Source organism: Bacillus sp. SRB_8 (assembly GCF_003264205.1).
In the GTDB taxonomy this organism is placed as follows: domain Bacteria; phylum Bacillota; class Bacilli; order Bacillales; family Bacillaceae_G; genus Bacillus_A; species Bacillus_A mycoides.
Window position 1 is genome coordinate 33788 of record NZ_NADT01000026.1, and the last position, 21766, is coordinate 55553.

Below are 21766 nucleotides of genomic sequence, written 5' to 3' on the forward strand. Positions count from 1 at the left end.
TTTCTTTATTCTTTTCTTTATTTTTTTTTAATATTTGTCTTCTATATTAGTCCATAAGGAGGGATTTTATATGAATAATGAAATAGTTTTAGAAGCAAATCACTTAACAAAAACTGTAGGTGGCAAGACAATAGTAAATGATTTTTCAACTAAAATATATAAAGGAGATATTTGTGGCTTTCTGGGGCCGAATGGGGCAGGAAAAACAACTGTTATGCGTATGTTTACAGGATTAATTCGCCCGACAAAAGGAGTCATAAAAATAAGTGGTCAAGATGTAAATCAAAATAGACAACAGGCTTTGATGAATATGGGCGCAATTATCGAATCACCAATATTCTTCCCGTATATGACGGGTAGAAAAATGCTACAAAATTTAGCGAGATTATACCCTGCTCTTTCTCGAAAAGAACAATTGGAACAAGTAGAAGCAATACTATCTATTGTAAGGTTAACTGACGATGCAGATGTGAAAATTAAAAATTATTCATTAGGAATGAGACAGCGACTCGGGATTGCACAAGCTCTTCTAGGTGATCCAGATGTTATTTTATTAGATGAGCCAGCCAATGGTCTGGATCCTATGGGCATGAGAGAGCTAAGGGAATTAATTCTTGAACTTCGTGAAAAGAAAAATTTAACCTTTTTTATTTCAAGCCATTTACTAGATGAAATTCAGCAAATGTGTGACCGCCTTGTCATAATTAGAAATGGAAAGCTTATCACCCAAGGAAGGAAAGAAGAGTTAATTACAGATCCAACAAAAAGGTTGGAAGATGTGTTTGTGGAGATGATGACATCATGAGGGGGCTTTTTATTTCTGAATTTGAAAGGCTTTGGACGCAAAAAATAACTTGGATAATCTTGTTTTTCTTACCTTTAATGGTAGTTGCGTCAGTTAAATATTATCTAAACTGGAATCAACATACTTCTCCTGGAAGACCAGATTACGTTACTGCTTTAAATTTTCCTATAATAAGTATTTCTGAGCATCTTGTGGTTTCGTTTAATATTATCGCTATAATACTGATTTCTACTGTTATAGCGCATGAAGTAGAAAATGGACAATTAAGAATGATTTTGATTCGTCCATTTTCTACCTCACAACTTTTTGTAGCTAAGCTTGCTACTATATTAACTACCATGTTCCTATATTTAACTTTGTTTTGGATTTTTAATTCCATAGCAGGCTATTTATTCTTTCCAAAAGTAGATACATTAATAACCTTTATAGATGAAACCCAGGTTTCTATTGCAGGGGCGATACTATATAACTTAAAGTATTTCTTTGCATGTTTCATTACTATGATTTGTATTGTTTCTGTATTTACATTAATAGGGGCGTTAAGTAGAAGTACGATGATCACTCTTGGATCAGGGGTGGCCTTTATTTTCTTTGCTATTGCAATTCCACAGATTTTAGAATTCTCTAGCCAAACGATAATTAGCGCTAATACTGTACTACATCTTATGTACATGTCAATCGTTAAAATTCAGCATACAGGTATAGCATTTCTACTTTCATCAAGTAATAGTATAAACATTTACATTGTTATAGTGGAAGCGATTTATATTTTCTTATTTGGAATGTTCGCATACTTGTCATTTGTGAAAAGAGATTATTTTATTTGAAAACTAGGAGGGAGTTCAATTGAAAGCATTAGTTATAAGTGAATGGGAACGACTATGGAATCAGAAAAAAAGTAAATGGATGTTGGGGATTTTTACTGTTATTGTTTTTCTTCAAGCTTGGTTTTTGAAGTACTATGGGGTTGGGATTTATAATGATGGGCAACAAGTGCCACTAAATTCTTGGAATTTTTCATGGTTTTTATTAAAGGAATCTTCTTTCTTAATTACTTTGATTTTCATGCCTGTATGTTTCTTGAATAGCTTAAATGTAGAATACAACTCAGGAGCATATCGTCTATTTTTAATTAGGCCGTTTCAACGATTAACCTTTCTTATGTCAAAATGGTTTTCTCTTTCTGTAATGGTATTACTCTACTTATTTGTTGTTCTTTTTATTGGCATAGTACTTGGGTTGGTGTTTTTTAAAGCAGATGATGCTTTTACTTTCTACGGTCAACAAAAGACCTCTATAGAAGCAATATTCTATACGGTACAAGTATATGGATTGTTTTTTATTATTCAAATGTGTGGTTTAGCTATTGCTAGTTTAATAAGTATCATAATTTCAAATGCAGTTATTAGCTTTTTCCTTCTGATTGGAATTTACATCGGCTGCTTGTACATAAGTCAGTTATCGTTCTTTTTATTATCCGTTCAAAGTATCTTCCATGCTCTCAGCACAGGAAGTAACAGTTTATACGTCCTGATTCTAGGTATCATGATTATTAGTGTTAGCGTTTGTATAAGCATTTGGAATAAAAAAGAATTTACATGTTAATAAAAGGATAGAAGGGAGGTTTACCATGATTATGTTAGAAGCTAAAGGAATTGAGAAAGTTTATAAAACTAATTTCCAAGAATATCCAGTTTTAAATAATGTCAACTTAACTGTTCATGAAGGAGATTTTGTAGGGATTATGGGACCTTCAGGGAGTGGAAAGTCTACACTTTTAAATGTGCTTTCCTCTCTTGATTTTCCTTCAAATGGAGAAATTACAATTAAGGGACAGAATTTAACTAATATGAATAGTGATCAATTAAGCAATTATCGTCGCGAAAATATTGGTTTTATTTTTCAAAATTACAATTTGTTAGATCACTTAACAATTGAAGAAAATATTCTTCTACCCGCAGCTTTAAGAATGGGGAGCAAAAAGGGTGTTAGGGATAAACTCGAAACATTAGTGAATGAACTAAATATTGAACCGCTTTTGCCAAAGTATCCCTATGAAATCTCTGGGGGACAACAGCAAAGAGCTGCTATTATTCGTTCGTTAATTAACGATCCTTATCTGTTATTTGCTGATGAACCGACGGGAAATCTAGATTCAAAATCTGCTTATGATGTATTGAATATACTAAAAACATTGAATGAAACACATAAATCAACAATCTTAATGGTAACTCACGACTCTGTAGCTGCTAGTTTTTGCAACAGGGTCATATTTTTGAAAGATGGCAAGATTGTTCATGAGATGCAACGTTCCCATGAAGAAAAGCAATTCAGTTTCAATCAACGTATACTACTCTATATCTCTAAGGAAGTGGGGGAGAATGATGTCAATATTTTCACTCGCACTTAAAAATATAACTCGCAATCTTTCACTGTATATAGTGTATCTTGTAAGTTGTATTCTATCAGTTACAATTTTTTATATGTACGCAGCATTTCTTTCATATCCAAAAGTTTCTGGAATAGAGCAACTGTTAATTGCGTGTGAATTCATCATCTTGCTATTTTCATGCTTTTTCATTTCATATTCTTATGACCATTTTCTTACTGAACGGAAAAAGGAAATTGGTATTTGGAAAACATTCGGAGCTTCAAAAAAACAATTATTTATTATCATAGTTTTAGAAAATTCGATAATTGGAGCAATTTCTATCTTAATTGGGATTATGATTGGTATAGTACTATCCAAAAGCTTTTTTGATTTCATCGGGAAATCTCTCTTCTTAAGCGAGTCATTTTCCTATTTCTTCTCTCCAATTGCTACCTTTTTTACAGTTATTTTGTTTGGAGTTCTGTTCTTTTTTGTTTCATTGCGTAGTTATTATAAAATCGGACGCATTTCTGTTTTGGAATTATTTCAAGAGACAAGAAAACCAAAGGATTTACCTAGGTTTTCAAAGAAGAAATTCATTATTTCCCTGTTAATTTTGGTTATTTCTTATGTTTTTATCCTTAATGCATCTTTACCCGTACTATTATTCTCTTTTCTACCTGTAGCTGCTCTTTTATTATTAGGAACGTACCTTTTTTGTTCGCACGGATTAGTAGGAACTGTATCCTATTTAATCAATAAAGAAAAAAAGCATTTAAATGGCATTCGAATGCTAATATTTATAAGTCTAAGGAAAAAACTTTATTATAATGCTAAAATTATCTTCCTTGTTTCAATACTCTTATCAATGATAATGATATTAATCAGCTCCATATATTTATATTCAGAGTTGAATGATCAAAGAATGCGAAATAGCCACCCACAGCCAGCTATATTTATTGTTGATAAAAAACAAGAGAATACACTAGAATCTGCTTTAGAGAAAAACTTCAAAGGAGAGGTTGAGGGATTTCATAAGAAAAAATGGGAAGGTATATTACTGAATTCATCAAAGGGAGAAGGTAAAACCTTTATACTACAAACAGATTCATTCTTTATAAAGGACTGGACAGAAACAAAAAAAGATAACCTGTTATTTAGTAAAAAAAATGAGAATATCGATAAGTTGCATATCCAAACAAATAACGGTAATACAGAATTGATAGTAAAAAATATGGTCGAAAAACAGGCGATTAACTCGGTATCTCGGATAGATAATGTAGCTTTTGTACCAGCAGATACTTTTAATGAATTAGAGAAGGGATCATTACCTACTCAACATGTTTCATTTTACACATTAGATTTCAAGGAAAATAATAAGGGTTATAGTGCACTAAAAAAATTATTTGAGACACTCCCTTTAGAGATAAAGGAACAGTCCAGTGTTCGTCTTCTACATTATGAAAATACAGTTCAATTAACTTCAGTTTTATGGATAATAGCATTATTTATCGGTTTTATCTTGTTAATTGCTTTATCCAGTCTTCTTTGGTTTAAGTTATATGAAGATATATCTAATGATAGAAAAATATTTCACTCTTTAAGAAAAATCGGTTTGAATTTCAATGAAATAAAAAAAACATTAAGGGTTCAAATTGCTATAATTTTCTTTGTACCAATTATTCTGGGGGGGATAAATCTATTTATAGCAATCTACGCCTTGCAAAATATATTGGGAGGAATTAAAATTTACTCAATAATATTAATATTTTTTATTTTCTTAGTCTTCCAATTAATATTTTTCTTCATTTCAAACCACTATTACTATAAAAAAGTTGTTCATGAAAAGAATATTAATTAACAAGAAAATATATTTTACAAAATAATAAGATTTTTAATCTAAACTAGAAAGGAGTGTTTTTTTATGAATGGAACGATTCTTGTTGTAGATGATGAGTCAGAAATTGTAGATGTACTCTCTGATATATTCTCTGATCGTGATTATAAAGTTCTCAAGGCCTACAATGGAGAACAAGCGCTAGATCATTTAAAAACACAAGTTGATTTAGTCATTTTAGATATTATGATGCCTAAAATGGACGGTTTTGAATTTTGTAAGGTCGTTCGTGAACAAATAAAATGCCCGATTCTATTTTTGAGTGCTAAACATTCAGAAATAGATAAAGTAAAAGGCTTTACTTTAGGTGGAGATGACTATATTACAAAACCATTCCAAGTTAAGGAGCTAATTGCACGTGTTGAGGCCCACTTGAGGCGTGAGAAAAGAGAACGTGTAAACTTGCAAAATCAACGTTTCTTAGGAAACTTGACCATTAACTATTCACAGCATGATGTTTTCATTGATGGAGTAAAAATAGATGTAACGAGTAAAGAGTTTAAAATATTAGAGCTTTTAACGGTAAATCTAGGACAAATCTTTTCTAAGGAACAAATTTATGAAAAAATTTGGGGGCTGGATGCAGTTGGGGATCTCAATACAATAATAGTACATATTAATAACTTAAGAGCTAAGTTAAGTTTAGGTATGTCAACTTACCATATTAAAACCGTATGGGGAGTTGGCTATAAGTTGGAGAAATGTTAATGTTAAAAAAATTATCGTTGAAAAACCAATTTATTCTAACATTTGCAGCTGTAATATTTTTAAGTATTGTCAGTACGGTTTGTACGTTAATTTTAATATACTCTTTTCTTTTTATTTATAATGAAAAATCTGTTTTACCTGCCAACCATTATGAAAAACAAGTGCCCAGCATTGAAAAATTTGTAGAAATGAATGGGGATAAAATAGTAGATTTATCCTATCAAAAAAAACTAGAGAAAGTGATTCCAATGCAAGGAATTACTTATCAAGTTATGAATACGAATGGAAATAGATTATATGGTACATTGAGCGATGAATTATTGAAAAATGATAAAGAAGTGTATCATAAAATAAATACATCTACTCAAAATGGTAAACTAATTACAAAATACATTCCAATTATAAGTAATGGTAAACTAGTTGGTGTGCTTGCTGTACGATACATATTAGCTGCATCTATTGATTATTACATAGAATATGTATTTATTATTGCTTTTCTTGTTCCTTTTATATTTTTAACGCTTTATTCTTATTTATTAGCTAAGCGTTTAGGAAAACAGTTGAATAAACCTATCAAAGAGGTAATAATGGCCTCACAAAAAATTAAAAACAAGGATTTAGACTTTGAAATAAAATATGAAAGTGAAAATGAAATAGGTATATTAATTGATTCTTTCAATAGTATGAAGGAAGAATTAAAAAATTCATTGTATGTTCAATGGAAATTAGAACAGGAACGTCGGGATATGGTTGCTTCCATTGCACATGATTTGCGAACACCGTTAACTATTATTTTGTCTCATGTAGAAGTATTAATGGAACCCATGCCAAATAATCAAAAACGGATTCATCACTACTTGCAAACAATTAAGAATAATACAGAAAGAGTATTGCATTTAACAGAAGAAATGAGGAGAGTCTCTGAAGTGGACAACCCTGATTTCACTCTTATGATTTGCAATATAGCTCCAGCTGAAATGATTCCAGAAATGCTTGAAGAGTTTAAGGAATTGGCAGAAAATGAAGATATACAATTAACCTATACTTTACTTATTAAATCAGAAGAAAAAAATCTTAAGTTTGCACTTGATCCGAATCGTTTGCATCAAATTCTTACGAATATTATTTCTAATAGCATTCGTTTTACTCCAAAAAAAGGAAGAATTGATGTGCAAGTGGAGGTGAAAAAAGACGTTATGTCTTTTTCTATCTCGGATTCTGGAGTTGGATTTAATACAAAAGATATTCCGTTTTTATTTAGTAAATTCTACCAAGGTGACCTTTCAAGGTCAAATCAACTACATCATGGACTTGGTTTGTATATCGTGGAAAAATTGGTTAAAAAACACGGTGGAGAAATTCATGCTGAAAATAATGAGATTCAAGGGGCATGCATTTCATTCACGATACATTCTCTTTTTAGTAACGAAAAAAGGAACTATGAATTGTCATAGTTCCTTTTCATTATTTAATAGCATTATATACGTCCAGCTGTCCGTTCCCCCAAGAGGCTTTATCAGGTGCTATATCTTTCTTTATTCCGTTTTTGTAAAGGTGTGAAATTGATCTTTTCGGTTGATTTTTAAAATTATAGTGATTGATAATTAGAGCTAGTGTAGCGGATACTTTCGGAACTGCCATTGATGTACCAGCGGCAAATAAGTATCTTCCAGTATTAAAAGTTGTCAGTACTTCCTCTTGTCGGAAAAGACCAGTATTCCACCATACCTCTTCGCCATATTGTTGCCATAAACGATAATCTCCTCCTGGAGCAGATATGTCAATGACCCCTTCTCCGTAATTAGAGGGACCGGTTGATGATACTGTTACTACACCTGGTAATTCCCCAGGTGCTTCTATTCCTACACCAGTAAATATTTTCCCCTCTTTTTCATATTTTTGTTTAAGAAAGTTATTTAGCTCCTGTTTATTAGCCACGTTTACAGAATCATTTCCTGCAGAAGCTACTACTACACTACCATGCTGATTGGCATATTCTATAGCACGTTTGTAACCTTCTACTTCTGCCCATCCATTGTCTACAAGTTTTCCATTTTCATAGACTTTTCCATTTACATAATAGGAACCAAGACTAAGGTTGATAACATCTACATCATCCTTAGCTGCTTCGATGATGGCATTAATGACCCAGGCTGCATCAGCTGATTTATTTCCAAATACACGATATGCTCTGATTCCCGTATCAGGAGCAACGCCTTTTAATTCCCCATTTGCAGCAATAGATCCTGAAACGAGAGTTCCATGGCCATTGATATCATTTATATTATTAATATCACCTGTCTCTTCAGGTTCAGTACCTCTCAATCCTCCCTTTGGAACGAAGTTTTTAGATCCAGGAATAAGATTTTTTACTAAGTCAGGATGATCCACATCGACTCCCGAATCAATAATTCCAACAACCACATTATGAGAGCCAGTTTCTTTTTTATAACTTTCTCCATTATGAGTAATTTCCTTCATGTCCCATTGCATATCCCATAAGGGAGGTAGGTTTGTATCTAATGTTTTTGTTGAAAGAGTTGATAAATTAGGCATTTTTATGGAATGAGGAACCTCTGGTTTTTCGACTTGCAAAGAAGGATTAACTGATTCAAATAAGGGAGATTGATTTTTAGAAATTTGTGTATCTCCTTTGAATTGAATGAGTCCTATCTCCGGGACAGTATAAGTAATTTCTCCATTCTCCTTTTTTATCTCAGTGATGCCTTGCTCAAATTTTGATGGGTCTTTTAATAAAACGGTGTAATATTGCTTAGGTTTTTCCTGAGCATGTCCTACATTAGAAAGTAAAAAACACGTTAACGCGGTTGAAATGACAGTGATTGCTTGTTTTTTCATAATTATCCCCTTACTTTTATAAATTGGAGGTAGAATTTGAAGATGAACCGCAGAACAAGGCCCTATTGCCCACTTTATAATTCCACTTAGATCCTATAAATAAGGTAACAAATCATTCGGAATTTCAAATCTGTATATACCGTACATATAAGTGGTATTTAGCGCAATATTACTTTCTTTGGAGTTACTTTAAAAACAGAAGCATAATTCTTTTGGTGGAGAAGCCATCAATTTTTTGTTCTAATGAGTGAATGAAATTAAAAAAGTATCCTAAAGTAAATAGGGGGTATCTGTATTTAGGTCTTTATTCAGTAGGGAACTTATTGTTTTTGTATTTGAAGGTTATAAATATGTATAGCAATAGCAATAAAAATGAAATGTGAATTTAAATATTTAGGAGAGTGTAGGATGGGATATTTAAGAGTTTTCACCTTAAGGGATGGTCGTGAAAAAGCAATAATAGTAGAGCCATGGCGTTTATTTAAAGAAGAAATGAATGTTTTAGGAATCAAAGATTCGGATGCGTTCTAAATTCATCTAATCGAGTATAAAAAAGAAAAGCAATTTACTAGACAGAATATGAGACAGAAATGAATCGTGTTATGTATAAATATCATAATTACGCACATGTTATATACGAATAAAATGGAGGTGTAATTATGAATATTCAAAGACACGAAAACAATAATAATGAAATTCATATTTCCGCTGCTGCAAGTGCAATCGAGCAGATGAAATGTGAATTTGCTCGTGAACTAGGGATTACACTTGGTCCAGAAACATCTGCGCGTGCTAATGGTTCTGTTGGTGGAGAAATTACTAAGCAAATTGTTCAAATGGGTGAGGAACAATTAATGGGACAATATAGATTGCATCAACATACCATATAAGCAATTAAAAAATATCCTTTCTTTAAACGAAAGGTATTTTTCCTATATTTTTACATTAATTTCAAAAATATAGAATCTATACAAAAAAATGAAGGATCATATTAGTTTATAACGCATTATAGGTATCTAAATGTCTTGAATTCGTTTTGAGGTAAAATGAATGGTTTGAAAGGTTTTAAAACATGAATTGTCTTTCCCTGTAGTTAAAGTGTATGATTTCACTTATTTTGAACAAATTCCCCCTTTAATTATTTGCATGTTATTCTTTATATAGACAACCTAATGTTTGTATAATATATTTCTACTTATCTGTTAATTATTACATCTTTTCATTATATATGGGGTGAGGAGGGAAGGGGTACACATGCATATGAAGCTCTAGACACATTCGTAATTTCGCAAAGTTGATTTACAGTCATATTTCCTTCTTTATATAGCTTTACTGCATAATTCATTCCTGCGTGATTTTCATGATACTTCTTTAAACGACCTTTAAACTTTCCTTCTTTTTTTGCAAACTCAATCCCTTCACGTTGTCGCATACGAATAAGATCTCGCTCTAATTGGTTAACACCAGCCATTACAGTAATTAAGAACTGGCTGTATCGATTATCTTCTGATAAATCTAGCTATGTATCCTTTAGTGATTTTAAGCTCGCTTTTTTACCTCGTATAAACTCAATTAATTTAAACAAATCCTGTGTGTTACGAGTGATCCGAGTTAAGTTTGTAACATAAATAATGTCACCTTCCTGTAAATCCTCAAACATTTTTTGAAGTTGCTCGCGATCCTTTGTTGCTCCAGAAACTTTTTCTTCAAAAATAATATCCATTCCAATTTCGTTCAGTTGCTGAAATTGCCTTGAAGGGTTCTGGCTAGTCGAACTGACATGTATATAACCGATTTTCCGCAAAACATCACCCCCTTTTTTGAGATTAAGTCTTATGAGACGCTCTTAACTAAGATTTTATAAGTCTACTATAATTGTATCAATAGAGTACACTCTATTGGGATGGATTTAAAATATATACGATTCAAAGACCAGTTTAAATATGGAGTGCTTCTAATTTGAAAAAGTAAAAAAACAACGTGGAGTCGCTAATAGATTAGGATTTGCCATACAAATTGCTTACTTACGTTTTCCAGGAAGACCATTATCTGAGAATGGAAAATATGATTAATGCTACTCTTATTAACAATGCAAAGGGAACCTGCTACATTCTCATATGCAATATTACATATAAGAATGTATTGATAATAATGTAAGCGCTTACTATAATAAAAACATAAACATAAATCACATCTTAGCAACAACAAAAGAGGAGGAAATAATATGGAAATCGCAATGGCAGTTTTGAAATTTTTAGGTGGAGTAATTCCATTAGTTCAAGAACTTTTAAAAGTATTTATGTAAGTTTATTATTCGGCAATTATTTATAAATAATTATCATACCTTAATACGAAAAACAGAAGGGGATATTTTTGAAAATCAAGAAAAACAACAAAGGAATAAAATTTCTAACATGTTATTAGTTAGTTTATGCACTATTAATTATTCATCTATTTCCTTCGCGGAAACACAAACAGGTAATGCAAATGATGCAACAAAAAATGCTAGTGGCATTGATACTGGCATAGCAAGTTTAAAGTATGATAGTAGAGATATTTTAGCAGTAAATGGTGATAGAGTAGAGAGTTTTGTTCCGAAAGAAAGTATCAATTCAAATGGTAAATTTGTAGTAGTTGAACGTGAGAAAAAATCACTTACAACTTCACCAGTCGATATTTCGATTATTGATTCTGTGGCTAATCGTACTTATCCAGGAGCCGTACAACTTGCAAATAAAGCTTTTGCAGATAATCAACCTAGTTTATTAGTGGCTAAGAGAAAACCTTTGAATATTAGTATAGACTTACCTGGCATGAGAAAAGAAAATACAATAACCGTTCCAAATCCAACATATGGTAATGTGTCTGGAGCAGTAGATGATTTAGTATCTACTTGGAATGAAAAGTATTCAACAACACATACGTTACCTGCAAGAATGCAGTATGCAGAATCTATGGTTTATAGTAAATCACAAATAGCAAGTGCTCTTAATGTTAACGCTAAATATCTTGATAATGGGCTGAACATTGACTTTAATGCGATTGCAAATGGAGAGAAAAAAGTGATGGTTGCGGCATATAAGCAAATATTTTATACAGTAAGTGCTGAACTACCTAACAATCCATCAGATCTTTTTGATAATAGTGTTACTTTTAGTGAGTTAACTCGTAAAGGGGTAAGTAATGCGGCTCCGCCTGTTATGGTGTCAAATGTAGCTTATGGCAGAACAATTTATGTGAAGTTAGAAACAACATCTAAGAGCAAAGATGTACAAGTTGCCTTTAAAGCCTTACTTAAGAATAACAGCGTGGAAACGAGTGGACAGTACAAAGATATTTTTGAAGAAAGTACTTTTACCGCTGTAGTATTAGGTGGAGATTCAAAAGAGCATAACAAGGTTGTTACAAAAGATTTTAATGAAATCCGAAATATCATTAAAGATAATGCAGAATTAAGTCTTAAAAATCCAGCATACCCAATTTCATATACAAGTACTTTTTTAAAAGATAATGCAACTGCTGCTGTTCATAACAATACAGATTATATCGAGACGACAATTACAGAATATTCAAGTGCTAAAATGACACTGGATCATTACGGTGCTTACGTTGCGCAATTTGATGTATCTTGGGATGAATTCACATATGATCAAAATGGGAAAGAAGTACTAACACATAAAACTTGGGAAGGAAGCGGTAGAGACAAAACTGCTCATTTCTCTACAGTCATACCACTTCCACCGAATTCAAAAAATGTAAAAGTCGTAGCGAGAGAATGTACAGGTCTTGCATGGGAATGGTGGAGAACAATTATTAATGAACAAAATGTTCCATTAACAAATGAAATAAAGGTTTCAATTGGAGGAACAACATTATACCCAACTGCTAATATTAATCATAATTAAAGGCAACGTATACGTTCGAAGCGCCCTGTTTACAGGGCGCTTTTTTACTTAGTTGAAAGTATATCGGCGTTTTTCAAATATATCATAATCAATTCGCAAATCTTATAATCATATTTTTAATGGCTGCATGAATGTTTTCAATGATTTCATTCCTTATTATTAAATCTCCATAAATTTAAATTAGCCTATCTTTATTAATTCATTATGTATCAGCATTTGGATTTTTTGTAAAGAAAAGGCACTATCATCAAAGTGCCTCTTCTTACTTAATCTACAATGGGATAGCAACACATCGCCATCCTTTCTGTATATTTCTACAAAAAGAATAACGTTCTCTGTGAATTATAGATATAAATTTATCTTAGGTTGATAGTGATTTATGATGCCTCCATATACATAAATACATTTTGTCGAAATTATTAAAAAGGGGAATTTTTCTATTTGAAGAACTAATAATTGATTGTCAATATGTATTAGAAATCTCAATCTAAACTAAAGGAGAACAAAATGGGACAAAACAATAAAGGCTTTTCTGAAACAGGATTGCGCAAAATGCGCAATGTACTGGCGCAGCATGTCGATTCTGGAAAGATTCCTGGGCTCGTCGCCTTAGTCAGCCGAAACGGGGAGACACACGTCGAAGCGCTTGGAACAATGAGGCATGATGGTGGCGCACCAATGCGTCGGGACACGATCTTTCGATTGGCGTCCACTAGCAAGCCGATCGCAGTTTCACCAGTAATGGTTCTGCTCGACGAGTGCAAACTGCATTTAGACGACCCAGTAGACAAATGGCTGCCCGAACTCGCTGACCGGCAGGTGTTGAAACAGCCCGATGGTCCACTGGAAGAGACCGTCCCAGCACGGCGTCCTATCACTGTACGAGACCTGTTGACCTCCACATTCGGTCTCGGAGTGGATCTCACGTTGATGGGTTCTCCGATCATGAACGCGTTCTTCGAGAGTGGGATATTCGACACGCCAGGGCAGGATATGCCCGATCCAGATGAGTTTATGTGTCGCCTAGGTGCACTTCCGCTAAGCTACCAGCCTGGAGAGCGGTGGCAGTATCATATCAGTATTGAAGTGCTCGGCATTCTTGTTGCCAGGGTCACGGGTCAGACATTCGAGTCGTTCCTGCGCGAACGCATATTCGATCCACTGGGAATGAAGGACACTGGTTTCTACGTGCCTGAGCTCAAGATTGAACGGCTTCCACCTGCCTTCAACCCAGATCCGCAGACAGGTGAGTTCATCGTGTGGGATGAGGGTACAGGCGGACGTTACAGCAAACCTCCAGCATTTCAAGCAGGCGGTGGTGGGCTGCTCGCAACCATCGACGATTATCACGCGTATTTGCAGATGCTGTTGAACAAAGGGATGCACGGAACCAAACGGATTCTGTCTAGGCCCGCAGTCCAGCTGATGACCACCAACCGTCTTACTCCTGAACAACAAGTATACCGAGACGATTTGGCCAAAAACAACGTCCATTTGTCGTTTGGACAAGGGATACAAGGTGGCTGGGGCTTTGGGATGGGGGTGCGTACCTATCTTGGAGACTACGCGTCTATCGGTCAATTCGGCTGGGATGGCGGAACTGGCACTACAGCTTACGCTGATCCAGACAAACAGTTTATTGGAATTCTGTTCACCCAGGTTGGGATGTCAACTCCGGCCCCATCGCATCTTATCCAAGACTTCTGGACCACGGTCTACCAAGCGATCGAAGACTGAAACCGAACTTAGGTATTGTTTAAAGGAAAACTCCAAGACAAATTATACGCATGATGGCCACCATCAACACCATGGTTAAAAGCTATGGCAGGACGGGAAGTGTTGGAAGTACTACGAGAACAGTTTGGCATTATTAATAAGAGCCCAATAAAAAATCCTCTTGGATGCAAGAGGATTTTTTATTGGGAATAGTAAGGATGAGGGGAGGTGCATTACATATGGGAAAAGGTAGAAGTAATAATGCTGGTAAAAAGCAACCGAATTTCGATGATTCATCTAATTTCGCTAAACAAAGCCAACCGACAGAAAAGAAGAAATAAGAAAAGGATCTCTCTTTATCAAGAGAGATCCTTTTTTAAATATATTGACGTTTCAGCACAACATATCGATTGCTTAACCAAATAGTCATAAATACAAGGCTTAAACTCCTGCGAATGGAAGCCAATTTAATATTATTGTCCTGCTTTTTCTAATGGGTGGAATGATTGCTCAAATTGTAGCCTTGAGGAACCCTCAGCGAGTTCTAAGTATAACTTTGATTGCATCAAGTATTTTTGGCTCTGAAGACAACAAACGGAATTTGCCTCCGATCGATGAGAAGATACTCACTTACCATGCTAATGGGGCCAAACTAAATTGGTCGGATGAAGAATCTGTTGCAAATTACTTGGTTACAGGATCAGTGTTACTCTGTGGTTCAAAGCATAAGTTCGATGAGAAGAGGGCTTATAAGCAGGTAGAAAAAGAAATAAAACGAGCAAATAACCTACTCAGTATGTTTAATCACTCACTTCTTAAAGGCGATGATTCTTATGAGGGGAAGTTAAAAGAAATTAATATACCTACTTTGGTTATCCACGGTACAGAAGATACGCCGTTGAATCTAAAATACGAATACGCTTGAAAACAGAAGTGTATGGAGAAGAAATTGGCATAGATGTGGCCAATTTTTTGCTTAGTAGTTCGGCTAGTAGGTGTTGTAAAAGTTGGACGGCCGCCTTATTAAACCGTTGATTCAGTCCCTCAGGACTGATGAGTACTTCTGTTGATGCTTCTAAACAGCTAGATAACTGAGTTAAAGAAGTCATAGCTACATTTTGGCTCACCCATACACATAAAGCTACTAAATCTTTTGCTTGGTACTTACTGGTTCGTTGTACAAAACCAACATCTCTAGCAAGATCCCGTAAGGTATTTGGAGATAAAAAACTTTGAATCTCTTGAGCGAATAGTTGTAATTCGTCAGATACAGAAACAGACATAAAAAACGCCATCCTTTCCTATGATTCTACAGAAAGAATAGCGTATTTTTTTCATTTTGAGGATATTTCTTTTTATTAGCTGGATAGCGACGGGGTACTTCAAAATCTTAAGTTGATGGGCATGTATGGTACCCTAATATAAACTCAACATTAATTTGAGAAGACTCTTCAAAAAAATTATTTTTCAAAAAATCTTTTTTGATTATCTAGTTTTTGAAACAATGTGCTTGCTTCTTGACCATAATCTCTAAATATACCTCCAGTAACAGGATCGTTTACTTCATTTAACTTTAATTTTTTTCAAGCCATATATTTGCTAATTTACAGATACCTTCAGTAATCTCATGTTCACTTAAGTTTCCTAAACCTAATTGAATATGTGGATATTTAGGTGCTTTTTTAACAAAATATTGAGAGCATGGATAAACAGTAACGCCATTGCTAAATGCTTTATTTATCAAATCTTTCTCGCTCATTTGAGTTTTGACTTCAATAACTACATAAATACCAGAGTAGTAACCCTTGATTTTTATATTGTTTTTAAAATGCTTATTGATCTCTTCGCATAGTACTTTTATTTTACGTTTATAAAGAGTTTTCATTTTCCTTAAATGTGCATACCAATATCCCTCTGATATAAAGTAGGCTAGCGTTCTTTGATGAACAGAAGAAGCAGTTTGTTCTAGTAAAGGCCCAATTTTCTCATACGTAGGAAGTAATCGTTTAGGTAATACCATGTAACTTACACGGATTGAGGGTAATAATGCTTTAGAAAATGTGCTTAAATACACAGTTCTATCATTAGAATCTATACTATGTAAAGAGGGGACAGGTTGATGAATATAACGAAATTCACTATCGTAATCATCCTCAATAATATATCCATTAACCTGTTCAGCCCAGTTAATGAGTTGTAACCTTTCACTAACAGGCATCGTTAATCCATATGGAAAATGATGAGTTGGTGTAACGTATACCAATCTTGTGTCTGTTGTACACAATTGATCAACGTCAAGGCCATTTTCAATAACAGCTATAGGTTCAACGGAGAATGACTGTAAGGAAAAAAGTTCCCTTGCTCCATTGTAACCAGGGTCTTCTACAGCTATCCGATGAAATTCTTTTTTTAAAAGAAGGGTCAAAATCAATAACAAATGTTGTGTACTGCTACCAATCAGTATTTGCTTATTAACAGCACTTACACCTCTTGATTGAAACAGATAATCTGATATAGCTGTCCTTAACAACATGTCCCCTTGTTTTTCCCCGTAGGAATACATGATAGGATCCATTAAGACTTTATTTGTTAGGCTTCTCCACTTTGCAATAGGAAAGTTCTCCCTGTCCACCGTACCAATTTTAAAATCAATGGTTTTTCTTATATCTTTTTGTCTTCCTCTAGGAGTTACTACAGTAGGCTCATATGTAAGTACTTGATTAGACATATTTGCCTGTACAAAATAGCCCTTTTTATTTTCACTTCGTATATAACCTTCTGCTAGAAGTTGTTCATAAGCCACTTGTGTAGTATTTCTACTTACATTTAAAAGTTCTGCTAATTGTCGAATAGAAGGTAGTTTTGTATCATAGGTAATTTTTCCTGATAATATTTGCATCCGTATATAAACATATATTTGCTGATACATTGGAACATTACCACTCTGATCTATATTAAAAATGAGTTCTTTCACTTAATACACCCCAACTGTCATTTTAAATTATTATAAACTGTACCTTTTACAAATGACAGTAAAGATTAGTATTAAGTATAGGAATTCATACAATATTTTTTAAGAGGAATGATGATAAGTTGGTTAAAATTATGTATTTATTTTGTTTAATTGTTTGGGGACTTAATTTTATTGTAGTTAAGATTCAAGGTACACCAGTTAGTCTAGAACTCTCGTTATTATACCGTTTAGTTCTAACGGCAATCTTATTTTTAGTTCTCATATGGTTTATTAAACCTAATGGAAAACCTAATAGAAAAGATATTCCATTTGTCGTTTTATTTGGCATTTGCAATTTTGCATTGAGTTACCTATGTCTCTATTATGCTACTATAATGAGTTCTGCCGCTATCGTAACTTTGATTTTTTCATTGAAAGTTATTTTAACTCCAATTGCCCTTCGAATTTTTTTGAAAGAGAAGCTACATTCTCGTGTTTTAATTGGAGGAATTCTAGGAGTGCTAGGCGTATGTATTCTTATCTATCCGAATATAAACAGTTTTAAAGGATTTGATGATGTAAAAGGAATTATGATGGCTATTCTAGGTACTATTCTTACAGCGATAGGAGATGCTAGCTCTGCAAGAAATTCAAAATATAAGGTTAATCCCGTATATGCAAATTCAATTGGCTTTACAGCAGGAAGTGTATTGATAGGAGCGATTGTATTACTTCAAGGAGAAAAACTAGTCTTTCCAACATCTATTTCATACTTATCTGCTTTACTATACTTAACCCTAATTGCTTCTTTTGCAGCATGGTTATTCTATTTGAAACTTGTAGATAGAATTGGAGGGGCAAAAAGTGGTTATATGGTAGCACTTTTCCCTGTAATTGGAGGAATAGCTTCTGTGATAATTGGCGAATCAGATTTATCTGTATATTTATTTGCTGGCTGTCTTTCAAGTTGTATTGGAGCTGCTATTGTTTTAGGATTTGGAACAAAATATCAAAATATAGAATTACGGATAAAAAAGACTAGTTAAAAATCAGAATTTAGTGTTGATAATGGTTGGAAGCGGAACATGGTTATTTATTAGGGGGCACTATACATGCCCATCATGCTAAAGTCTTGAAGTACCCCCTAAACGGAATTTTTACTTTTCTACAGTTATTTATGTGAATTCAACTCGTTTTTTTCGTTTTGGGGGTGATTGATTTCTTAGGTTGATAGCGGTGTGGCGGTACCTCATTTAGAAGACTAGTATATACTGCTAGTCTTTTTTTTGAAGTAAAAAGGCCACCTATTCCCTAGGAGGCCTTTTTATTTTATATAACTACAAGAACTTGCAACGATGGTGTTTTACAATAATGTCGCTAAGATTGCAAGTAAGCATGATCCAGATCTTGCTACATTATTACGCCGCCTTGCCAAAGATGAGACCCTTCATTATGCTTTTTATCGAGACTTCATTTGAACACATTTGGAATTGGAACTTAACTATTGCTATCATATTGCCAATATAATTAGAAATTTTAAAATGCCAGGTGCTGTCATGCCTGATTTTGAAAATAGAATGGCTGTGATTGCAAAAGAAGCGAATTATGGACCATTACATCCAGTACTTGATGTAGTGGTTGATTATTGGGGTTTAAAAGACTTACGACCAATTGCACCTCTAGCTGAAAAAGCAAGAATTGAGATTATGGAGTACCACACAAGATTGAAAAAAATACGGGAGCGATTTGGTCGTTTTCAAGGGAAAACTGATCTATGTTAATGAGTAGAGATTTCAGAATATAAGTGGGGAAATTCCCCTTCCCTTTATGGGGAATCTGACACACTCCCTATTGTTTTGGGGGTGTTTTTTACTTAATTTAATTTTTACCAAAAAAGTAGTTGACTACAAAAACGATTTTATGATATTATAAAATATTTGATAAAAAACAACATATATGTTAAGGTTAAGAAGGTTACCATATATGGAGGTGGATTATATGTTTCAAATTGGCGATAACATTGTTTATCCAATGCACGGAGCAGGTATAATTGAAGCCATAGAAGAAAAAGAATTCTCAGGAAAAAAGCAACAGTATTATGTTATAAAAATGTCAATCAGTAATATGCAAGTCATGATTCCTATGGGGAAAATATTAAGTTCGAGTATACGCCCAGTTACTGATATACTTGCATTAAAACACATTATACACATTTTTCAGCATGGAGAATCAGATAGATTATTACCGTGGAAACAAAGGTATAAAGTGAACACGGACAAAATAAAAACGGGTGAAATACAAGAAGGTGCCGAAGTTGTACGTGATTTAATACGTATGAAGAAAGAAAAAGCACTGAATACAAGCGAAAAAAAAATGTTGGATAACGCACATGAATTTTTGATTAGTGAACTAGGATTAATTAAAGGGATCACTGAAAATCAAATAAAAAGTTTCTGTTAAGATTCATTATAGATAATGTATTACATACCCCGAAAATATCCTGAATTTTTCGGGAATATGATTATTATTAAAAGTAAATCATTTCAAAGACATTCAACTTCTTCAACTCACTTTTTGAGTAGAAACCTCTTTTGTTATTACTTCAATCTAATCCATTTTTATTTTTAAATTTCTTTTACGAGCGTTCGAAGTTTCATCAAATAACGCGATCAAATAGTCACTTGATTTTTGAAATCCTGATTCACACTGGCACGGACAAGGATCCGTAAGGATGAAAGAGAGGTAGGGCTTTCATTGTTTTAGGTAATATATTATCTAAGTCATTATTTCTAGAAGAAAAAACAATCGATCTCACCGCTATCTCTTTAAGAGTTCCTTACATCTACTGAGACAGTGAATAGGTAATTGTTTATCTCTTCTTTACGTAAAATTGATAAACGAACTGGTAACACCATATGGTCAACTACAAAAAATGGTTTCCAGACCAGGAAACCATTTTTAATTTCATTTACATAACAATAATAAATTAAGCAGTAAGAAGGAGTGCACACATGAAAAAAATGTTAACAAAAGAATTAAGTAATGAATTAAAGAAGCGGGAAGGGGTCATTTCTATTACAGTTGAGCCTTATGAAAAAATCGAAGTTGGTGGAATTCGTGTAGATGGACCAGCTGTTATTCTAATTAATCAAGAATAGTTGAATGCATGAAGAAAAGGATCAGCCTTTAAAAGAAGGGAGGATCCTTTTTGTTTGCTACTTTTATCTGATGTGTTGGAGTTAAAACGGAAGGAGAGGGTCGGGATTATCATGGTGGAAAGCTTAATATTGGTAGGATTTCTTTTTACGTTATATAAATTAGTTGATAAAAAAACAAGCTAATTATTTAAAAAGATATATTGTTTCCCTTTTAAGGGCGAGATTTATTTGATAGTGAAATGGATAATGTAAAGGAGGAATTTAGATGGATGCAAGGAAAGAACGCATAAAATACGAGAAGATGTCAAAGAACTATGAACATATTTATTTAGTTTCGTTGCTCCTACTAATTGTACTTGTTTGTAGTAGTGTGGTTATCATAGGAGCTACAGGGGGAACATATGGAGTGTTTTTGTTGTTAGCAATTTTACTTAACGCACGTATTACGAAAGAATCTCAAAAAAAGTATGAGCACTATTCTAATAAAGGGCGTATTTAAAATGATACATAGCCTGAAAGGAACAACCTAGATGTACATGCAAAGTATCCCTATATCATTACCTATTAACTAGTAAAAAAGAATCGTATATAAATAATTTTTTAGTAATTTAGGAATAGAAAACGTAACTTATTAAAATGTTATTTTCGTTCATATAATGAATTATCCTTCTAGCATATTTATAGGATTTATATCATATAGTGAGAGAAAGAATGTAAGTTAGAAAGGAGTCTTATAGAATGAGTTGTTTGGAGGGAAATGACTTTAGTGAACAAAATATGGTAAGTGTACCTAATCCCTTAATTTGATTTATAATAGATTGGCGTCATAGACGACCAAATAAAAACACAGGGTTTTATCTCTGTGTTTCTTCAAATTTTCGTTTTTGAATATATGCTTGCGCATGAATAATTTCTTCCTGAAGCTCTTTTAATTCTTTCATAGATTCTGATTCAATAACCATGTAAGTAGTAACTAAACTGATCATCATATCCATCTTCTCTACTATATTTTGAATGACCTGTTCAGATTGCTCTTTTTTAGGGTGTTGTATTGCCTTTAATACATTTTCCATATAATTGTTTTTTCTTTGCTGGATATCATAAATAAACTGTTTTGTGTTTGAGTTCATTTGTTGTTCCTCCGTTTTGGATATACTTCTATTCTATCATATTTGAATAGAAAATATTGGATTCCCCTAAATTCACACCTGTCTCGTACATCTCCTCAAACAAACTTAGCTTGATGGCCATGGGGTACCGCCACATCGCTATCAAGCTAAGATTATACAACGTCAATTATAGTAGAGGTTGTTTCTTTTTTCTAAAGGCTACGTGTAGGGAACTTAAAGATTTGCATACGAAATAAACCCTAACGGGTTTCATTTTTTTGAATT

General features: G+C 33.5%; 17 protein-coding genes and 6 pseudogenes. 18 read left to right on the top strand and 5 right to left on the bottom strand.

Annotation, left to right across the window (positions count from 1 at the left end):
* The first annotated feature begins 70 nt into the window (after positions 1–70).
* The 7 genes from B5P40_RS21835 (at position 71) to B5P40_RS21865 (ending at position 7235) form a co-directional block, all read left to right on the top strand.
* A complete protein-coding gene (locus B5P40_RS21835) occupies positions 71–805 on the top strand; it encodes an ABC transporter ATP-binding protein (RefSeq protein ID WP_001058380.1) in 735 nt (244 codons plus the stop codon).
* Positions 802–1632, top strand: coding sequence for an ABC transporter permease (locus tag B5P40_RS21840; protein WP_113709861.1), 831 nt, complete (start codon positions 802–804; stop codon positions 1630–1632). The genes B5P40_RS21835 and B5P40_RS21840 overlap by 4 nt, the downstream gene beginning before the upstream one ends.
* A gap of 19 nt (positions 1633–1651) precedes the next feature.
* Complete coding sequence (locus B5P40_RS21845; RefSeq protein WP_002128193.1) at positions 1652–2410, top strand: ABC transporter permease; 759 nt, start codon at positions 1652–1654, stop codon at positions 2408–2410.
* 25 nt (positions 2411–2435) lie between these two features.
* Positions 2436–3215 carry an ABC transporter ATP-binding protein gene (locus tag B5P40_RS21850; RefSeq protein ID WP_002128192.1) on the top strand — a complete coding sequence of 260 codons (780 nt, stop codon included), beginning with the start codon at positions 2436–2438 and terminating at the stop codon, positions 3213–3215.
* Entirely contained in the window at positions 3190–5037 is a 1848-nt protein-coding gene (locus B5P40_RS21855) for an FtsX-like permease family protein (protein ID WP_002128190.1), read from the top strand. Before B5P40_RS21850 ends, B5P40_RS21855 begins: the two co-directional genes overlap by 26 nt.
* A gap of 63 nt (positions 5038–5100) precedes the next feature.
* Positions 5101–5781 (top strand): response regulator transcription factor, encoded by a 681-nt coding sequence (locus B5P40_RS21860; RefSeq protein ID WP_001014563.1) that lies wholly within the window; start codon positions 5101–5103, stop codon positions 5779–5781.
* On the top strand, positions 5781–7235 hold the full coding sequence (locus B5P40_RS21865; RefSeq protein ID WP_002128187.1) for a sensor histidine kinase: 1455 nt from the start codon (positions 5781–5783) through the stop codon (positions 7233–7235). Before B5P40_RS21860 ends, B5P40_RS21865 begins: the two co-directional genes overlap by 1 nt.
* Positions 7236–7245: 10 nt before the next feature.
* Here B5P40_RS21865 and B5P40_RS21870 read toward each other — a convergent pair whose 3' ends face one another.
* Positions 7246–8640, bottom strand: coding sequence for a S8 family peptidase (locus B5P40_RS21870; RefSeq protein ID WP_113709862.1), 1395 nt, complete (start codon positions 8638–8640; stop codon positions 7246–7248).
* A 408-nt stretch (positions 8641–9048) separates the two neighbouring features.
* Between B5P40_RS21870 and B5P40_RS33715 the strand changes: the two genes are divergently transcribed.
* Positions 9049–9171 carry a hypothetical protein gene (locus B5P40_RS33715; RefSeq protein ID WP_000541014.1) on the top strand — a complete coding sequence of 41 codons (123 nt, stop codon included), beginning with the start codon at positions 9049–9051 and terminating at the stop codon, positions 9169–9171.
* A 128-nt stretch (positions 9172–9299) separates the two neighbouring features.
* The gene (locus tag B5P40_RS21875) at positions 9300–9530 is read left to right on the top strand and encodes an alpha/beta-type small acid-soluble spore protein (protein ID WP_002128181.1); all 231 of its coding nucleotides are present in this window, start codon (positions 9300–9302) and stop codon (positions 9528–9530) included.
* A 332-nt stretch (positions 9531–9862) separates the two neighbouring features.
* Here the strand turns inward: B5P40_RS21875 and B5P40_RS21880 are convergent.
* Positions 9863–10444: pseudogene (locus B5P40_RS21880) on the bottom strand (recombinase family protein).
* A 163-nt stretch (positions 10445–10607) separates the two neighbouring features.
* On the opposite strand from B5P40_RS21880, the pseudogene B5P40_RS34190 reads away from it, so the two are divergent.
* The 4 genes and pseudogenes from B5P40_RS34190 to B5P40_RS21905 all read left to right on the top strand — a co-directional run.
* A pseudogene (locus B5P40_RS34190) lies at positions 10608–10703 on the top strand (DUF4158 domain-containing protein); the annotation flags it as partial.
* 310 nt (positions 10704–11013) lie between these two features.
* A pseudogene (locus B5P40_RS21895) lies at positions 11014–12545 on the top strand (thiol-activated cytolysin family protein).
* A 507-nt stretch (positions 12546–13052) separates the two neighbouring features.
* Positions 13053–14282 carry a serine hydrolase domain-containing protein gene (locus tag B5P40_RS21900; protein ID WP_113709864.1) on the top strand — a complete coding sequence of 410 codons (1230 nt, stop codon included), beginning with the start codon at positions 13053–13055 and terminating at the stop codon, positions 14280–14282.
* Between the two features lie 472 nt (positions 14283–14754).
* Positions 14755–15183: pseudogene (locus B5P40_RS21905) on the top strand (alpha/beta fold hydrolase); the annotation flags it as partial.
* On the opposite strand, the pseudogene B5P40_RS21910 reads toward B5P40_RS21905, so the two are convergent.
* Together B5P40_RS21910 and pdxR are read right to left on the bottom strand one after the other, a co-directional pair.
* Positions 15146–15544, bottom strand: a pseudogene (locus tag B5P40_RS21910) (IS4 family transposase); the annotation flags it as partial. The pseudogenes B5P40_RS21905 and B5P40_RS21910 sit on opposite strands and share 38 nt — an antisense overlap.
* 290 nt (positions 15545–15834) lie before the next feature.
* The gene (gene pdxR, locus B5P40_RS21915; RefSeq protein WP_002017132.1) at positions 15835–17235 is read right to left on the bottom strand and encodes a MocR-like pyridoxine biosynthesis transcription factor PdxR; all 1401 of its coding nucleotides are present in this window, start codon (positions 17233–17235) and stop codon (positions 15835–15837) included.
* Positions 17236–17366: 131 nt separating this feature from the next.
* Between pdxR and B5P40_RS21920 the strand changes: the two genes are divergently transcribed.
* The 5 genes and pseudogenes from B5P40_RS21920 to B5P40_RS21945 all read left to right on the top strand — a co-directional run bounded on the left by B5P40_RS21920 (position 17367) and on the right by B5P40_RS21945 (position 20871).
* Positions 17367–18260: a DMT family transporter gene (locus B5P40_RS21920; RefSeq protein WP_419762245.1), complete on the top strand. Its 894-nt coding sequence runs from the start codon at positions 17367–17369 to the stop codon at positions 18258–18260.
* A 291-nt stretch (positions 18261–18551) separates the two neighbouring features.
* Positions 18552–18995 (top strand): annotated as a pseudogene (locus B5P40_RS21925) (acyl-ACP desaturase); the annotation flags it as partial.
* 217 nt (positions 18996–19212) lie between these two features.
* The gene (locus tag B5P40_RS21930; RefSeq protein ID WP_002131165.1) at positions 19213–19674 is read left to right on the top strand and encodes a CarD family transcriptional regulator; all 462 of its coding nucleotides are present in this window, start codon (positions 19213–19215) and stop codon (positions 19672–19674) included.
* Between the two features lie 551 nt (positions 19675–20225).
* Entirely contained in the window at positions 20226–20372 is a 147-nt protein-coding gene (locus B5P40_RS21940; RefSeq protein WP_000738549.1) for a BC1881 family protein, read from the top strand.
* 265 nt (positions 20373–20637) lie between these two features.
* A complete protein-coding gene (locus B5P40_RS21945; RefSeq protein ID WP_002131164.1) occupies positions 20638–20871 on the top strand; it encodes a hypothetical protein in 234 nt (77 codons plus the stop codon).
* Positions 20872–21226: 355 nt separating this feature from the next.
* Here the strand turns inward: B5P40_RS21945 and B5P40_RS21950 are convergent, their stop codons facing one another.
* Entirely contained in the window at positions 21227–21502 is a 276-nt protein-coding gene (locus tag B5P40_RS21950) for a hypothetical protein (protein ID WP_002165394.1), read from the bottom strand.
* Between the last annotated feature and the right edge of the window lie 264 nt (positions 21503–21766).